This window comes from Ruegeria sp. AF5, assembly GCF_056541905.1.
The window spans coordinates 13415-28464 of the sequence record NZ_JBQFYZ010000020.1; the positions used below are offsets into that span (position 1 = coordinate 13415).

Annotated in this window: 12 protein-coding genes; 8 read left to right on the plus strand and 4 right to left on the minus strand. The window is 58.5% G+C overall.

Features of this window, described 5'->3' with window-relative positions; all coding sequences use genetic code 11:
• Positions 1-19: 19 nt before the first annotated feature.
• Entirely contained in the window at positions 20-1888 is a 1869-nt protein-coding gene (locus ACR0DS_RS18285) for a bifunctional 2',3'-cyclic-nucleotide 2'-phosphodiesterase/3'-nucleotidase (protein ID WP_480560566.1), read from the minus strand.
• Between the two features lie 183 nt (positions 1889-2071).
• On the opposite strand from ACR0DS_RS18285, the gene nudC reads away from it, so the two are divergent.
• The 3 genes from nudC to ACR0DS_RS18300 are packed head-to-tail and all read left to right on the plus strand — an operon-like array spanning position 2072 to position 4066.
• The gene (nudC, locus tag ACR0DS_RS18290; RefSeq protein WP_480560564.1) at positions 2072-3055 is read left to right on the plus strand and encodes an NAD(+) diphosphatase; all 984 of its coding nucleotides are present in this window, start codon (positions 2072-2074) and stop codon (positions 3053-3055) included.
• Between the two features lie 38 nt (positions 3056-3093).
• Positions 3094-3561 carry an SRPBCC family protein gene (locus ACR0DS_RS18295; RefSeq protein WP_267363541.1) on the plus strand — a complete coding sequence of 156 codons (468 nt, stop codon included), beginning with the start codon at positions 3094-3096 and terminating at the stop codon, positions 3559-3561.
• Positions 3551-4066, plus strand: coding sequence for an N-acetyltransferase family protein (locus ACR0DS_RS18300; protein ID WP_480560562.1), 516 nt, complete (start codon positions 3551-3553; stop codon positions 4064-4066). Before ACR0DS_RS18295 ends, ACR0DS_RS18300 begins: the two co-directional genes overlap by 11 nt.
• Positions 4067-4183: 117 nt before the next feature.
• Here the strand turns inward: ACR0DS_RS18300 and ACR0DS_RS18305 are convergent, their stop codons facing one another.
• Entirely contained in the window at positions 4184-5017 is an 834-nt protein-coding gene (locus ACR0DS_RS18305) for a prephenate dehydratase (RefSeq protein WP_209507731.1), read from the minus strand.
• A gap of 120 nt (positions 5018-5137) precedes the next feature.
• Here ACR0DS_RS18305 and ACR0DS_RS18310 point away from each other — a divergent pair, with 120 nt between their 5' ends.
• From ACR0DS_RS18310 to ACR0DS_RS18330, 5 genes are all read left to right on the plus strand, one after another.
• Entirely contained in the window at positions 5138-5650 is a 513-nt protein-coding gene (locus ACR0DS_RS18310) for a c-type cytochrome (RefSeq protein ID WP_480538875.1), read from the plus strand.
• A 170-nt stretch (positions 5651-5820) separates the two neighbouring features.
• Entirely contained in the window at positions 5821-7725 is a 1905-nt protein-coding gene (locus ACR0DS_RS18315) for an extracellular solute-binding protein (protein ID WP_480560560.1), read from the plus strand.
• A gap of 1 nt (position 7726) precedes the next feature.
• Positions 7727-8821 (plus strand): microcin C ABC transporter permease YejB, encoded by a 1095-nt coding sequence (locus ACR0DS_RS18320; RefSeq protein ID WP_480508568.1) that lies wholly within the window; start codon positions 7727-7729, stop codon positions 8819-8821.
• Positions 8822-9928, plus strand: coding sequence for an ABC transporter permease (locus ACR0DS_RS18325; protein WP_267363535.1), 1107 nt, complete (start codon positions 8822-8824; stop codon positions 9926-9928).
• Positions 9925-11502 carry an ABC transporter ATP-binding protein gene (locus tag ACR0DS_RS18330; RefSeq protein WP_480538851.1) on the plus strand — a complete coding sequence of 526 codons (1578 nt, stop codon included), beginning with the start codon at positions 9925-9927 and terminating at the stop codon, positions 11500-11502. The genes ACR0DS_RS18325 and ACR0DS_RS18330 overlap by 4 nt, the downstream gene beginning before the upstream one ends.
• 24 nt (positions 11503-11526) lie before the next feature.
• Here ACR0DS_RS18330 and ACR0DS_RS18335 read toward each other — a convergent pair whose 3' ends face one another.
• Both ACR0DS_RS18335 and hemN read right to left on the minus strand, forming a co-directional pair.
• Positions 11527-13455, minus strand: coding sequence for an elongation factor G (locus tag ACR0DS_RS18335; RefSeq protein WP_480488881.1), 1929 nt, complete (start codon positions 13453-13455; stop codon positions 11527-11529).
• A gap of 213 nt (positions 13456-13668) precedes the next feature.
• The gene (gene hemN, locus ACR0DS_RS18340) at positions 13669-15024 is read right to left on the minus strand and encodes an oxygen-independent coproporphyrinogen III oxidase (RefSeq protein WP_480560558.1); all 1356 of its coding nucleotides are present in this window, start codon (positions 15022-15024) and stop codon (positions 13669-13671) included.
• Positions 15025-15050 lie beyond the last annotated feature (26 nt).

Here is a 15050-nt window from a genome sequence, read left to right on the forward strand (position 1 = left end):
ATCGGGAAAAGACAACCCATCAGAGCGTCAGGCGAATGCGTTCAAATCCCAAGCCATCCGAGCCCAGCGACACGGGATCGAACCTGTGCAACTCATCCAGATATTTCAGGGCGCCTGGACCTGTACGAAGAATTATTGTCACGCCCCGTTGCGGCATCAGCGAGAACGGGTAGGGCTGCGTGGCGATCGGATCGGGCGGAAGGTGCTGCGACAGGTAATCCTGCACAAGGTCCTTGATGCTCAGCGGTGGCAGGCTGATCAGCTCAGACGTTGTCGCATGCGGGAAATGCCCACCTCCGCTGGCGCGGTAATTGTTCAGCGCCATAACGAATATCTGCTCCGGTCGTACGGGATGGCCTGCATATGTCAGATCACTGATCCGCCTGTGGTCGGTATGGATCATCTTCCCTTGCGCATCGTATCGCGGCGGCCGCGTGGGATCGATCTGATAAGACAGTCCAAACACGATGTCGAAATTGTACCCGGCCCGTTCAGGGTTGATCAGCTCGGGTTCGGAACCGGGCTTTAACTGGTTGAATACGCTGGCTGACATCTCCAACCAGTCCAGCAGGTGCGCACCGCTGATCCGGATTGCACGCAGCTCGTTTGGAAACACATGCAGATCCGCGACATGGCGTAGACATATCTCTCCGGCGGGTACCTCGGTATAATGGCGGGGTCCTGCGCGCCCGCCGGATTTGGCAGGCGAAACAACCGACAATGTCGGCAGACCCGCCAGATCGGTTCCCTGCAAGAACGGGCGCAGTGCGGCGGCTTGCGCTGCAGCTACAAGGGTCAGCCCGCGATCCGGCGCACAGCAACTGAAATAGCTGTGCAATGTATCCGGGATATGTGCCACCGGTGCGGCAACGGATTGACGGGTCATACGATGCGCCACCTCACACAGGCCCGCAATTTCACTGTCTTCCCCGACGGCTGTGCCGTTGCTGATAACCGGGCGCAGTTCGACGCAGCAATCCCGGATTTGCACTTTGCCGTCCGGCCCGGCGGTCACGGCCAAATCGATAACCCCCAGGTAAGAGCCCGCTGATCCCGGCATGACAACGGGCGTCCCATGTACCAGCCCCGTCAGGTGATCGACCATCGGGGTATTGGCGTGACCCTCTCCTGGAAGTGTCAGGTGAGTGTGCCCGGCCACAATGGCATCGATGCCTTTGATCGCGGCTAAGGGTTGCACGGCGTTTTCCATCCCCGCCATCGGTTCGCTGCCCCCAAGGCCGGAATGAGCAAGCGCCACGATGATATCACACCCCTCGTCGCGCAATGCCTGCGTCAGGGACTTTGCCGCAAGCAGGATATCTTCGACGACGATATCGTCATCCAGATTATGTGCCTCCCAACAGGCCGTTTGCGGCGGAAGAACCGAGAAGATGCCGATGCGAACAGGAATGTCTTTACCGTTCAAAGACACAGTGCGGTTCAGAACGATATGCCGCTGCCAGGGTTGAGGTCCGCGAGTGCGATACAGGTTGCTGCAAATAACCGGGCAGGGGGCTTGCGTCAGGATGTTGCCCAATGACACCAGCCCGAACCCGAAATCATGGTTGCCCAGCCCGATCGCGTCATAATCCAGGGCTTCGAACGCCTTCATCATCGGATGGGCAGTGCCACTCTTTGCCGCCCAATCGCCCATTGGGGTTCCCTGCAACGAATCCCCGTTGTCAAACATCAGCACCAGCGCGTCCTTGGCCTCTTGTCGGGCAGCGCGGATCAGGCTGGCAGTGCGCGTTAATCCAACCGTCTGGTCTGGCGTGTCAGTGTAATAGTCAAAACCGGTGAGGTTCATATGCAGGTCGGTTGTGGCCAGAATGCGAATTTTCCCAATGTCACCAATGGGCTGTACCTGCGTCGAGGAGGGGATCTTCACTTTGAGTATTCTGCTATTGAATGTGTGTATTGATTAAATCCATCAAAATTCACTCTAGATGATTTTTCCGAGGCCACCATGCGGCTTTTCAGCGGCAGGGTGGTGGATTTTCTATCCCTGAATAGCCATTGCAACACGGGCTGAGACGTGGCAGCCCTGTGCGCAAGACCAAAAGGAAATCCAATGAAAAACGCAGAGCAGGTAACCTTCGGGGGTTCGGGCCTTGATCGGGCGGCGCAGTATCGCGGAGATGCGGACAAGCTGGCCGAGGCGATGCACAACCCGGCCGCCCGCTGTGTCTTGCTGTGGCGTGGAAAACTGCTGGTACAGGGTGAGGGGCTGGACCAGCTTGCCATGATCCCGATGACGCACTCGCTGATCAGCAATGGTCCCGGTGGCGTCATTGAATCCCCGGTGTTTTTGGGTCTGAGCGCTGACAGCGCCCCCGTGTTTGCCGTTGATATTTCCGCATGGACAGCCGAGGGGCTGGATCTGACCAGTCTGGGCGCCTTCGTGGACAAGTCCGAACAACAACACCCGGATTTACCGCAAGGCCACGTGTTTGCCGAACTGCGCCGGATCATGACACGGCTGTCGGCGCGCGACGCGGAACTGGCGGCAACGTCAAAGGCAATAATCGGCTGGCATGAAACGCATCGCTACTGTGCCCGATGTGGTGCCGCCAGCGAGGTGTCGCAGGGGGGATGGCAGCGCAGTTGCCTGTCCTGTGGCGGGCAACACTTTCCGCGCACCGATCCGGTTGTGATCATGTTGATCACGCATGGTGACAGCGTGCTGATGGGCCGGTCTCCGGGCTGGCCTGACGGGATGTTCTCCTTGCTGGCGGGATTTGTTGAGCCCGGCGAAACGCTTGAGGCAGCAGTGCGCCGCGAAGTGATGGAAGAGGCGGGCGTGCCGGTAGGTGCGGTTTCGTACCTGTCCAGCCAGCCCTGGCCGTTCCCGGCCTCATTGATGTTTGGATGTGCGGGTGAGGCGCTGTCACGCGACATCGTGATCGACCCGGTCGAGATAGAAGAGGCGATGTGGGTCAGCAAATCCGAAATGATGCAGGCCTTTGCCGGTGATCATCCTAGGCTATTGCCAGCGCGCAAAGGGGCAATCGCTCATTTTCTGCTTCAGAACTGGCTTGCAGATACTCTGGACTGAGGAAACATTAGCTCAGCAATAAAACAGCAAAGGTCATTATGCAGTTTTCAGCGCGCGAAGATATCGAGGCCCCCATCCAATCGGTGTTCGACATGGTGTCGGATTTCGAACGATTCGAGCGTATGGCAATGCGCCGTGGCATCGATGTGCGCCGTTTGGGCGGTGGCGCGGCGGTGACGGCCGGAACCGAGTGGAATACGGAGTTCAAACTGCGCGGAAAGCCGCGTCAGATGTCGGTGGTGATGACGGATTTCGACAGGCCTTCGCAAATGCGATTTGACGCTGCCAGCAAGGGTATCACCGGGTTCACGACCGTGGATTTTCTGGCCCTGTCCCCGCGCCGGACGCGCCTGAGCGTTGAAATGTCACTCGCCGCCAAGTCCCTGCCGGCACGGTTGCTGTTGCAATCCATGAAGCTGGGGCAGTCGAGGTTTCGCAAGCAGTTTCAGGTGCGTCTCAGCGAATTCGCACGCGAGTTGGAGCAGAGGCACCTGCATGGCGGGTAAGACACGAGATCGCACAGCAGGTGCGAGGGGATCGGACCACCTGAGTTTCAAATCCGCATCCGACAGCGATTCCGAAGGGATCGCTGGCGTCCTTCACGATCTGGTCCTGGCTGGCAAGCGGCGCAAAGCCCACGATGTCGATTTTGCCTTAAGGCACTATATTCGCCACCCGGATCAAATACGGTGTACAATCGCCACGGACCCGAATGGTCACGTGCTTGGGTTCCAATCCCTGAAATATGCGGTCGAAAACCACCCCTACGACGTGTCAGTCGGGTGGGGCGTGATTGGAACCCATATCCGACCATCAGCCGCCCGGCTTGGGATCGGGCGCGCACTTTTCGCGCACACTCTGGACGCGGCCCGCGCGCATAGTCTCCCTGCTATCGATGCAACAATTGGCGCAGGCAATACCGAAGGTCTGGCCTACTACGAAGCCATGGGTTTCCGGACCTACCGCACGCAAGATGGGTCTGTGTCAAAGGTCTACCGGATTAACCGCTAGAGAGCGACGATTCCAGGCGCAGCGGCGCGGGACATTGGGAGCCACCGGCATTGCAAACAGCTTCGAAAAACGGGCAACATCCAAACAAGCCCAAAGGAATGCCGTCGTGAACCGTGATTATCCACGCGGATGTGCTGCCGGATAGACGCCCAGAACCTCGACATTTGTCGTGAAATGCTCAAGCTCGTCCATGGCCAGCTGCACGTTGCGGTCTTCGGGATGCCCGACGATATCCGCGTAAAACTGCGTCGCGGTAAAGGAGCCGTCGACCATATAGCTTTCCAGCTTGGTCATGTTGATCCCATTGGTGGCAAACCCGCCCATCGCTTTGTAAAGCGCAGCAGGGATGTTGCGGACCTGAAACACAAAGCTGGTGATCATCCCATGATCGCCCCGGCGGGACAAATCCGTTTCGCGCGACATGACAAGAAAGCGGGTCGTATTGTCGTCATTATCCTCGATATGGCGGGCCAGAACGTTCAGGTTATAGATCTCACCGGCCAGCTCACTGGCCAGCGCGGCTGAATGCGGATTGCCTTCCTCGGCCACTTCGCGAGCGGCGCGGGCGTTATCGGGGCTGACGCGGCCGCGGATGCCGTGTTCCTTAAGGAAACCCGCACATTGCGGCAGCAGCACCAGATGCGAATGCGCCTCGGTTATGTCTTCCAGTTTTGCACCCGGCACGGCAAGAAGGTTGATATGAACCCGGACAAAGGCCTCATCGATGATATGCAGCCCGCTGTGGGGTAACAGCCGGTGAATATCGGCCACCCGCCCATAGGTCGTGTTCTCGACCGGAAGCATTGCCAGATCCGCATCGCCTGAGCGGACCGATTCGATCACATCCTCGAAGGTGCGGCAGGGCAGGGCTTCCATATCTGGCCGAGCGTTGCGGCAGGCCTCGTGACTGTAGGCGCCGGGTTCCCCCTGAAAAGCAATGCGATTGGTCATTTGGTCGATTCCATGCAACAAGTTCGCGATTTGGTCGTTTCGTCGCGGTGTCTATACCTTGCCTCTCGCAAGGGGAAGCCTTAGACAGCTGCCCAGACAGCTGAAATGGACTCGCGATCAATGTTCGACACGATGACAGTAACCAAGGCCGCCGCAGGCCTGTTCGGCACATTCCTGGTGCTGCTTCTGGCCAAGTGGGGGGCGGATGTCCTCTATTCTTCCGGTGGCCATGGCTCGGCTGAGGCCGCCTACATTATCGAAACCGAAAGCTCAGGCGAAAGCGCCGACGGTGAAGAAGTGGTCTTTGAAGACCTGCTGGCCGCCGCAGACGTCGAGAGCGGCGCAAAAGTGTTCCGCAAATGCACCGCGTGCCACAAGCTGGAAGACGGCGCAAACGGCACCGGCCCTTACCTGTACGGTGTGGTTAATCGCCCCGTCGCCTCGGCCAACGGCTTCACCGGTTACTCGGCCGGTATGCAGGCGCATGGCGGCAACTGGACACCCGAAGCGCTGGATGCCTTCCTGACCAAGCCCGGCGGCTATATCTCGGGCACATCGATGAGCTTTGCCGGCCTGAAAAAGCCGCAGGATCGCGCCGACGTGATTGCCTATCTGCAGACAATCGGCAACTGATTGCCTGACCGATCAGAACCATTCAAAGCCGCTGCCGCAACGCAGCGGCTTTTTTGTCTGAAGAAACCTTCACAAAGTGCTCACGCATTCTAAACTTGAATCTGCACGTGCTGGCACTTTAGCTAGCGGTTACGACATTGACGGTGACAATGACCGAGAGGATGAGCAATATGATATCCCTGATGCCTGCTGCACGTGATCTTGAGGTAAGGCCATGGGTTGGCATTTTGGGGCTCTGCGCCGCTCTGATTGCTCCGCATGCAGCACAGGCGCTGGATGAAGGCGTCACCCGCAGTCACGGGTATTCGTATTTCGGAAATCTGGATTACCCGGCGGATTATTCGCATCTGAATTATGTGAATCCCAACGCCCCCAAGGGTGGCGAGCTTTCGCTGGCAGCCTCTGGAACGTTCGATTCTCTCAACCCCTATTCACGCAAAGGGCGCGCCGGTGCGCTGACCACATTGCAATATGACCGTCTGTTTGAAAGTACCGAAGACAGTGTCGGGCAGTATTACGGCGTAGTTGCGGAAAGTCTGGAATATGACGAAGGGCGCAATTTCGTCATTTTCCATTTGCGCCCCGAAGCAACTTTTTGGGATGGCACGCCTGTCACGGCGGAAGATGTTGTCTACAGCCACCGTTTGTTCATCGAACAGGGCCTGCCGTCTTATGCGCAGGCCGTTGGCCGTATGGTGACAGGAGCCGAGGCGTTGGATGACCATACCGTAAAATTTACCTTCAATCCCGAAGTCACCCGCCGCAGCCTGATCGAAACCGTCGGCTCAACTCCTGTTTTCTCAAAAGCATGGTTCGAGGCGGATGAGACACGGCGATTGGATGAACCGCGGCTGGAAGTGGCGGTGGGCTCTGGCCCCTACAAGCTCGACAGCTACGACATCAATCGCCGCATCGTTTACAAACGCCGGGACGATTATTGGGGCAAGGACCTGCCTTTCAATGTCGGGCGCAACAACTTTGATACAATCCGGGTTGAGTATTTCGCCGATCAAACGGCGGCTTTCGAGGGTTTCAAGGCGGGTGAATACACATTCCGGATCGAAAGTGATCCCAAGCTTTGGGCGACCGGGTATGATTTCCCAAAGCTGGATGAAGGCACAGTTATTCGGGATGAGATCGCGGATGGCAGCCCGCCGACACCTTCGGGCTTTGTCTTCAACCTTGGAAAGCCGCAATTTGCCGACAAGAATGTTCGCAAGGCCCTGGCCCTGGCCTTCAATTTCGAATGGACGAACGAGTCATTGTTGTTCGGCCTTAACACGCCGCGGAATTCTTTCACGCAAGGAACCCCGATCGAGGCGCAAGGCCTGCCTGAAGGGGCGGAGCTGGCGTTCCTGCAGGCGCTTGGCGACGTTGTTCCCGAAGATGTCCTGACGGAACCCGCTGTTGTGGCGCACGAATCAAACCCTGCACGCCTGAATGACCGAAAAAACCTGCGCAAAGCTGCCAACATGCTGGATGAGGCAGGCTGGTCCGTCGGCGAAGGCAATATTCGTCGCAATGCCGAAGGGCAGACTTTGAAGGTGAATATTCCATATCCTTCAAACCTGCCGACCTCGACTGCAACGATGATCGAAACCTATGTCCAGAACCTGCAATCCATCGGGGTGGATGCCTCGACCGAGAAAGTGGATCCGGCGCAATACACGTTGCGCAGCCGCGAGCGGGATTATGACATGGTCTATTCCACGCGCTACGGATCGTTCTTGTCTACCGGGGGCGGTCTGAGCCAGATGTACGGATCGGAAGAAGCGGCCTTTAGCCTGTTCAATCCGGCAGGTCTGGCCAGCCCCTTGGTCGACGCAATCATCGAAGCGTCCTTTGAAACGGACAATCAGGCCGATCAGGACACGGCGTTGATGGCTTTGGATCGCGCCTTGCGGTACGAGTTTTTCGTAATCCCCGTGGGGTACATCGCAGAATACTGGACAGCATATTACGATATGTACGAATACCCGGAAAACCTGCCGCCCTATTCGCTGGGTTATCTTGATCTGTGGTGGATCAATCCGGAAAAACAGGCTGCGTTGAAAGCGAAAGGCGCGCTGCGATAACATGGGCGCCTATATACTAAGACGCTTATTGCTGATCATTCCGACCCTTCTGGGTATCATGATCGTCAACTTCACGCTGGTCCAGTTCGTACCTGGCGGGCCGGTCGAACAGATCATCGCGCAAATCGAAGGTCAGGGTGACGTGTTCGCCGGGTTCGCCGGTGGGGGCGATGCCGGAGCGGGTTCCGAACCGGCGGGCGGTGTCTTCGACGACAAATATGTCGGCGCACGCGGCCTTCCGCCCGAGTTTATTGCCGAACTTGAAAAAGAATTCGGCTTCGACAAGCCCCCGCTTGAACGGTTCGTGATCATGATGGGCAACTATCTGACGTTTGATTTCGGCGAGAGTTATTTCCGCTCGATCAGTGTGATCGACCTGGTGCTGGAAAAGATGCCGGTCTCGATCTCGCTGGGGCTGTGGTCGACCCTGATTGCCTATCTGGTCTCGATCCCGCTGGGTATTCGAAAGGCGGTCAAGGATGGATCGCAATTCGATACCTGGACAAGCGGGGCGATTATTGTGGCCTATGCCATTCCGGGCTTTCTGTTTGCGATCCTGCTGCTGGTGCTTTTTGCTGGCGGGTCATACTGGCAAATCTTCCCGCTGCGCGGCCTGACGTCGGACAATTGGGATAGCCTGAGTTTCTTTGGCAAGATGACGGATTATTTCTGGCACATAGCACTGCCGACGATTGCGCTGACAATCTCGGCCTTTGCGACACTGACCCTGCTGACCAAGAACTCGTTTCTGGATGAGATCAAGAAACAATATGTCATGACCGCCCGTGCCAAAGGGCTGAGCGAGCGCAAGGTTCTCTATGGTCATGTCTTCCGCAACGCGATGCTGATCGTGATTGCAGGGTTCCCGGCCGTGTTCATCGGGGTGTTTTTTGGCGGGTCGATCATCATCGAGACGATCTTCTCGCTGGATGGTCTGGGCCGATTGGGGTTCGAGGCCGCCGTGGCCCGCGATTACCCGGTGATCTTCGGCACGCTGTTCATCTTCGGTCTGATGGGGCTGGTCGTTGGCATCATCAGCGACCTGATGTATGTGCTGGTCGACCCGCGCATCGATTTCGAAAAGCGGGAGGGGTAAATGGCTTTGTCCCCGCTAAACCAGCGCCGCTGGAGCAACTTCCGCCGCAACAGACGGGCCTTCTGGTCGCTGATCATCTTCGCGGTATTGTTCGGCCTGTCGTTGTTTGCCGAGTTCATCGCCAACGACAAACCCATCCTTGTAAAGTATCGGGGAGAGTACTTTACGCCGGTTTTCAACTTCTATGCCGAAACCGAATTTGGCGGTGATTTCCAGACCGAAGCGATCTATCGCGACCCCGAGGTTCAGTGCCTGATCGACAGCGGTGGATTGGAAGACTGTTTCGATGATCCCGAAGGCATCATCGAACAGATCGACGCCGGTACATTCCAGGCCGAGGGTTTTGAACGCGGCTGGTCGCTCTGGCCGTTGATCCCTTATTCCTTCAATACCTCGGTGGACCGGCCCGGCGCGGCGCCCCTGCCGCCCAACGGCCAGAACCTGCTGGGTACCGATGATACCAAGCGCGATGTGCTGGCCCGCGTGATTTACGGCTTTCGCCTTTCGATCCTGTTCACGCTGCTTGTGACGGGCGCGGCAAGCCTTATCGGGATTTTCGCGGGCGCCATACAAGGGTTCTTTGGTGGGTGGCTGGACCTGATCTTTCAGCGGATCATCGAGATCTGGTCCGCAACCCCGTCGCTTTATGTCATCATCATCATGTTTGCGGTGCTGGGGCGAAGTTTCTGGTTGCTGGTCGCGCTGATGATCCTGTTCAGCTGGACCGGGCTGGTTGGTGTGGTGCGCGCCGAGTTCCTGCGGGCGCGGAACCTTGAATATGTGCGCGCCGCGCGGGCGCTGGGCGTGGGCAACATGACGATCATGTTCCGCCATATGCTGCCCAATGCGATGGTGGCCACGCTGACCTTCATGCCGTTCATCGTCACCGGAACCATCGGCGGGCTGGCTTCGCTGGATTATCTGGGCTTTGGCCTGCCATCCTCGGCCCCCTCGCTGGGAGAGCTGACCTTGCAGGCCAAACAGAACCTGCAGGCCCCATGGCTGGCCTTCACCGCCTTCTTCACCTTTGCCATCATGCTGTCGCTGCTGGTCTTCATCTTTGAAGGCGTGCGGGATGCGTTCGATCCCAGAAAGACCTTCTCATGAGCTTGCTGGATGTGAAAAACCTCAAGGTCTCGTTCCGTCAGGATGGGCAGGTCAACGCGGCCGTCAAAGGCGTGTCCTTCACTGTGGACCGCGGGGAAACCGTCGCGCTGGTGGGCGAATCCGGATCGGGCAAATCGGTCACCGCGCTCAGCACCGTATCTTTGCTGGGCGACAGCGCGTTGGTCGAAGGCTCGGTCACCTATGACGGGCAAGAGATGATTGGCGCCTCGGAACAGCGTCTGATGGATGTGCGGGGCAACGACATCAGCTTTATCTTTCAAGAGCCGATGACGTCGCTGAACCCTTTGCACACGATCCAGAAACAGATGGCTGAATCGCTGGCCCTGCATCAGGGTGTGGCTGGCGATGTGGCACGGGACAGGATTGTCGAATTGCTGACCAAGGTCGGTATCCGCGATCCTCAAGACCGGCTGGACAGCTATCCGCATCAGTTGTCAGGCGGTCAGCGGCAGCGGGTGATGATCGCCATGGCCCTTGCCAACAAACCGGACATCCTGATCGCGGATGAGCCGACAACGGCACTGGATGTGACCATTCAGGCGCAGATCCTCGAGCTGCTGGCTGAATTGCAGAAATCGGAAAACATGGGGATGCTGTTTATCACTCATGATCTGGGCATCGTGCGCCGCATCGCCGACCGGGTCTGTGTGATGAAAGACGGCGAGATTGTCGAGACCGGCGTGACGGCCGAGATATTCGAAAACCCGCAGCACCCCTATACCCGCAAACTACTGGCGGCAGAACCGTCGGGTCAGCCTGAACCCGTTGCCACAGATGCGGAAGAGGTCGCACGCACCGACCACCTTAAGGTCTGGTTCCCGATCCAGCGCGGGTTTCTGAAGCGTACGGTTGGATATGTGAAAGCGGTGAACGACGCGACCCTCAGCGTGCGCGCGGGTGAGACGTTGGGGATTGTTGGCGAAAGCGGGTCGGGCAAGACCACACTGGCACTGGCCATAATGCGGCTGATTGCGTCCGAGGGTGGCATCACCTTTCGCGATCAGGACGTGCGCAAATGGTCCACGCGGGAACTGCGCCGGTTGCGCAAGGACATGCAGATCGTGTTTCAGGACCCGTTTGGCAGCCTCAGCCCGCGGATGACCTGTCAGCAGATCATTGCGGAAGGTCTGGCCATTCACAAAGTCGACCCGGACCGTGCGCCACGCGAACTTGTGGCCGAGGTGATGACCGAAGTGGGGCTGGATCCGACAACGATGGATCGATACCCGCACGAGTTTTCCGGCGGTCAGCGTCAGCGCATCGCCATTGCCCGCGCGATGGTTCTGCGGCCCAAACTGCTGGTCTTGGACGAGCCGACCAGCGCGCTGGATATGACCGTTCAGGTTCAGATCGTCGATCTGCTGCGCAATCTGCAACAGAAATACGGGCTGGCCTATCTGTTCATCAGCCATGACCTGAAAGTGGTCCGGGCCATGTCGCACAACGTGGTCGTCATGCGCAACGGCGATGTGGTCGAAATGGGCGCGGCCGAGGATTTGTTCGAAAATGCCCAGACCGACTATACCCGCGAATTGATCGCAGCGGCGGGCTGAGAACAGCCCGCCCGGTGTCGCGCGTCAGGCGCTGGCTTTTTCCCGTGCAGATGACTGGGGCACAGGCCCGCGCAGTTCCTCGTAGTGATCAAAGCTCAGCTTGACCCACCCGGTCCCGCGCGTGGCACTGGCAAGGGTGCGGTGCAGTTCGTCCTCGGCAACGGCGGGCAACTGGGCGTTGAATATCTCCCAGCCCGTCGCATTCGGGTTGCCCTCAAATCCCAGAACCTGCCCCTGAAGGGTGCTGATCGTTGGTACGAGATCGCCCACAAAGGCCGAGGGTAAGTGTATCTCGGCGCTCAGGATCGGTTGCAGGACCACAGGTTTGGCTTGCGGCAATGCCTCGCGCACGGCGTTCTTGCCTGCGGTCCGGAAGGCATAATCCGAACTGTCCACATTGTGGTGTTTGCCATCGCTCAGGGTCACTTTGACATCAACCACCGGAAAGCCCTCGGGGCCTTGTTCCAATGCGTCCTTGGCCCCGTGTTCCACCGACGGGATGTAGTTCTTGGGAACGGCACCGCCCTTGACCACCTCATCGAACTGGAACCCCGATCCGCGCGGCAATGGCGCAACCGAAATCACCACATCTGCGAATTGCCCCGCGCCGCCGGACTGTTTGCGATGGCGATGGCGATGCTCAACCGTTGTGCGAATGGTTTCGCGATAGGCGGTTTCCACCTGTTCCGCCTCGATCTCGATCCCGAAATCCTCGGCCAGCTTGGCGGTCACGCGGCGCATATGTTGCGGTCCCTGCGAGCCCAGAATCGAATGACCGCTCATCTCATCCTGTTGCAGGTGCAGGCCCGGATCGATTTCGGCCAGACGGCTCAGGGCGTTTGACAGGCGCACATCGTCCCGCTCATGCGCGGGCGAGACGACCTGACGATGCGCAACCGGATGAGAAGACGCCCATTCCGGCAGTTCCGTCGCAGAAGAACTGTCATAAATGTATCCGGGGTTGAGGTGATCGGATTTGACTGCCAGTCCGATCTGCCCGGCCTCCAGCGTAGCGATCTGGGTCTTGGCGTCCAGAGTTGTCAGGTTGCCGACCGTTTCACCGCCCAACGCCTCATGCGCTTTTACCCCGTCCCCAAGGCCGCGCAGAACGATGATCTTTCCGATATGCTTTTTGACATCCGCAAAGCCCGCGATGGCACGGGCGCTTTCGGCGGCCTCGTCCCGTCCGGCGGCGATATCAAACTCGGGGGCCTCATGACGCAGCGCTTTCATCAGGCGCGTCAGCCCGTTGCCGTGGCTTGCGGCGCCCAGACAGGCGGGGATCAACTGATGATTCTGCAGAACTTGCGCGGCCAGCTCATAAACCTCATCGCTTGGGGGCTGTTTGTCTTCAATCAATTGTTCCAGCAGGTGATCATCGAAATCGGAAAGCGTCTCAAGCAACTCGGTCCGGGCTTCCTGCTCGCGATCCTCGACAGATTTGGGTAGCTCAATCAGGGCCGACGGCTGGCCCTCCTGATATTTCCACGCCCGTTCCGAGATCAGATCGACCGCGCCGATGATCGTGTCGCCCTCGCGGATCGGAACCTGACGCAGGGCGATGTGGTGCGTGCAATAGGTTTGCAGCGCCGCGATGATGTCGCGGATGCGGCCATTGGGGTTATCCATGCGGTTGATGAAAAGAAAACAGGGAATGGCCGCCTCTTCCACCAGCCGAAGATAGGGCGCGCACAGCACGGCGGCATTTGGATCGGGTGGTACCACGATAACGGCAGCATCCGAGATTGCCATGGCAGGGCCGACATAAGCGAGGGAATCGCCACCCCCATCCACGTCGACCGCGCACCAGGGCTCGTCCAGGTAAGAAAAACCGTGCAAGTGCACGGTTCCGGAAACATCGAATGTGGTCGGGCGCCCGTCGAGGCGGCTGATGGCCTCCACCAGGGTAGATTTGCCCGACTGGCTGGGCCCGAGGACGGTGAATACGCGCATGAGTGTTGTCCCTCTTTCAGGTTGCAGAATGGCTGCACGAAAAGGGCCGTCCGACGCAGTCGCGTCAGCTAGGACTGTCTGTAATTTGCCCGCCTCAGGCCGCAGGGTGAAACATCACCCCACAGCTTGAGTGTGGGAAAAACCGCAGGCGTGCGTCAAGCCCCCGATGTGTTTTGTGCTTTACGGGCTGAATGTTGCCCGCAAAAAGAGAGGTCAGATCGCCGAGCTGTGCCCGGCTTTGCTGAGGTCGTATGCGTCAAAGCTGCGGGCAACCATCCGGGTCAGCGCGCGCGCCTCGGGGGGGATAAACAGCCCCTCGTCGCTGATTTGCAGCAGCCCGTCGAATGAGGCGTTGGCGGCACGATATATCTCGTTCAGCGCTGCGGCCGAGATATCGTGATCGCGCAGGATTTCAGCCGAATCGATCCGGAAATCGCACATCAGTGCTTCGATCAGACGAGCGCGCAGAATGTCCTGACCTTTGAACAGGTGCCCGCGGGATGTCGAGAACTGCCCGTTGCGAATGGCCTTGGTATGAGCAGACGTAGCCGGGGCATTCTGCGCATAGCCTTGTGGAAAGCGCGAGATCGAGCTGGCCCCGACACCGATCAGCACATCGGCCTGATCGTCGGTATAACCCTGAAAGTTCCGCTTCAGACGACCCGCGCGCAGGGCATGGGTCAGCCCGTCATCCTGCGTGGCAAAATGGTCGATGCCGATCTCGGCGTAGTTGTCCCACAGGAACAGGCGGCGGGCGGTGTCGAACAGTTCCAGCCGTTGTTCGGGCGTTGGCAGTGCGTCCGACGGGATCAGTTGCTGCCGTTTGGCCATCCACGGCACATGGGCATACCCATAAAGCGCCACGCGATCCGGGTTGAGCGACAAAAGCTTCTGCACGCTTTCCGTCATCCGGGCCTTGGTCTGATGCGGCAGCCCGTAAAGGATGTCCGCGTTCAGGCTGGCAATGCCACGTGCGCGGATCATGTCGATAGCGTCGCGTGTGGTATCGTAGCTTTGAATGCGGCCAATGGTTTTCTGGATTTCATCGTCGAAATCCTGCACCCCGATCGAGGCACGGTTCATGCCTGCCTCCGCCAGCGCATCCAGACGTGCCTCGTCAATCTCGTTCGGATCGATTTCAACCGAGAATTCGGCATCCGGCCCCATGGGGACGATCCCCAGAATGTGCTGTGCCAGATCGCGCATCAGCTGGGCATTCAGCAACGTTGGCGTACCGCCGCCCCAGTGCAGGCGCGACAGAACCACACCCGCAGGCAGGCGCGCCGCCAGCAGGTCCAGCTCGGCTTTCAGAACATCCACATAGGCAATCACCGGATTGTCGGTTTGTGTGCCTTGCGTTCTGCAGGCGCAAAACCAGCACAGCCTGCGGCAGAACGGGACGTGGATGTAAAGGGATATGGCGCTGCCGGGTTTGATTCCCGAAATCCAGTCGCCAAACATGTCCGCCCCCACGTCATTGTTGAAATGGGGCGCTGTGGGATAGCTTGTGTAACGCGGTACTTTCGCGTCAAAAAGTCCAAGCTTTGCCAATTGTGGTTTCACTATCATGACGATACCCTTAGGGGGCAGGCGAC

Coding starts and splice junctions, on each gene's coding strand:
- nudC (WP_480560564.1), top strand. CDS start 2,072: ATGAAAAACGCAGAGCAGGTAACCTTCGGGGGTTCGGGCCTTGATCGG.
- ACR0DS_RS18295 (WP_267363541.1), top strand. CDS start 3,094: ATGCAGTTTTCAGCGCGCGAAGATATCGAGGCCCCCATCCAATCGGTG.
- ACR0DS_RS18300 (WP_480560562.1), top strand. CDS start 3,551: ATGGCGGGTAAGACACGAGATCGCACAGCAGGTGCGAGGGGATCGGAC.
- ACR0DS_RS18305 (WP_209507731.1), bottom strand. CDS start 5,017: ATGACCAATCGCATTGCTTTTCAGGGGGAACCCGGCGCCTACAGTCAC.
- ACR0DS_RS18310 (WP_480538875.1), top strand. CDS start 5,138: ATGTTCGACACGATGACAGTAACCAAGGCCGCCGCAGGCCTGTTCGGC.
- ACR0DS_RS18315 (WP_480560560.1), top strand. CDS start 5,821: ATGATATCCCTGATGCCTGCTGCACGTGATCTTGAGGTAAGGCCATGG.
- ACR0DS_RS18320 (WP_480508568.1), top strand. CDS start 7,727: ATGGGCGCCTATATACTAAGACGCTTATTGCTGATCATTCCGACCCTT.
- ACR0DS_RS18325 (WP_267363535.1), top strand. CDS start 8,822: ATGGCTTTGTCCCCGCTAAACCAGCGCCGCTGGAGCAACTTCCGCCGC.
- ACR0DS_RS18330 (WP_480538851.1), top strand. CDS start 9,925: ATGAGCTTGCTGGATGTGAAAAACCTCAAGGTCTCGTTCCGTCAGGAT.
- ACR0DS_RS18335 (WP_480488881.1), bottom strand. CDS start 13,455: ATGCGCGTATTCACCGTCCTCGGGCCCAGCCAGTCGGGCAAATCTACC.
- hemN (WP_480560558.1), bottom strand. CDS start 15,024: ATGATAGTGAAACCACAATTGGCAAAGCTTGGACTTTTTGACGCGAAA.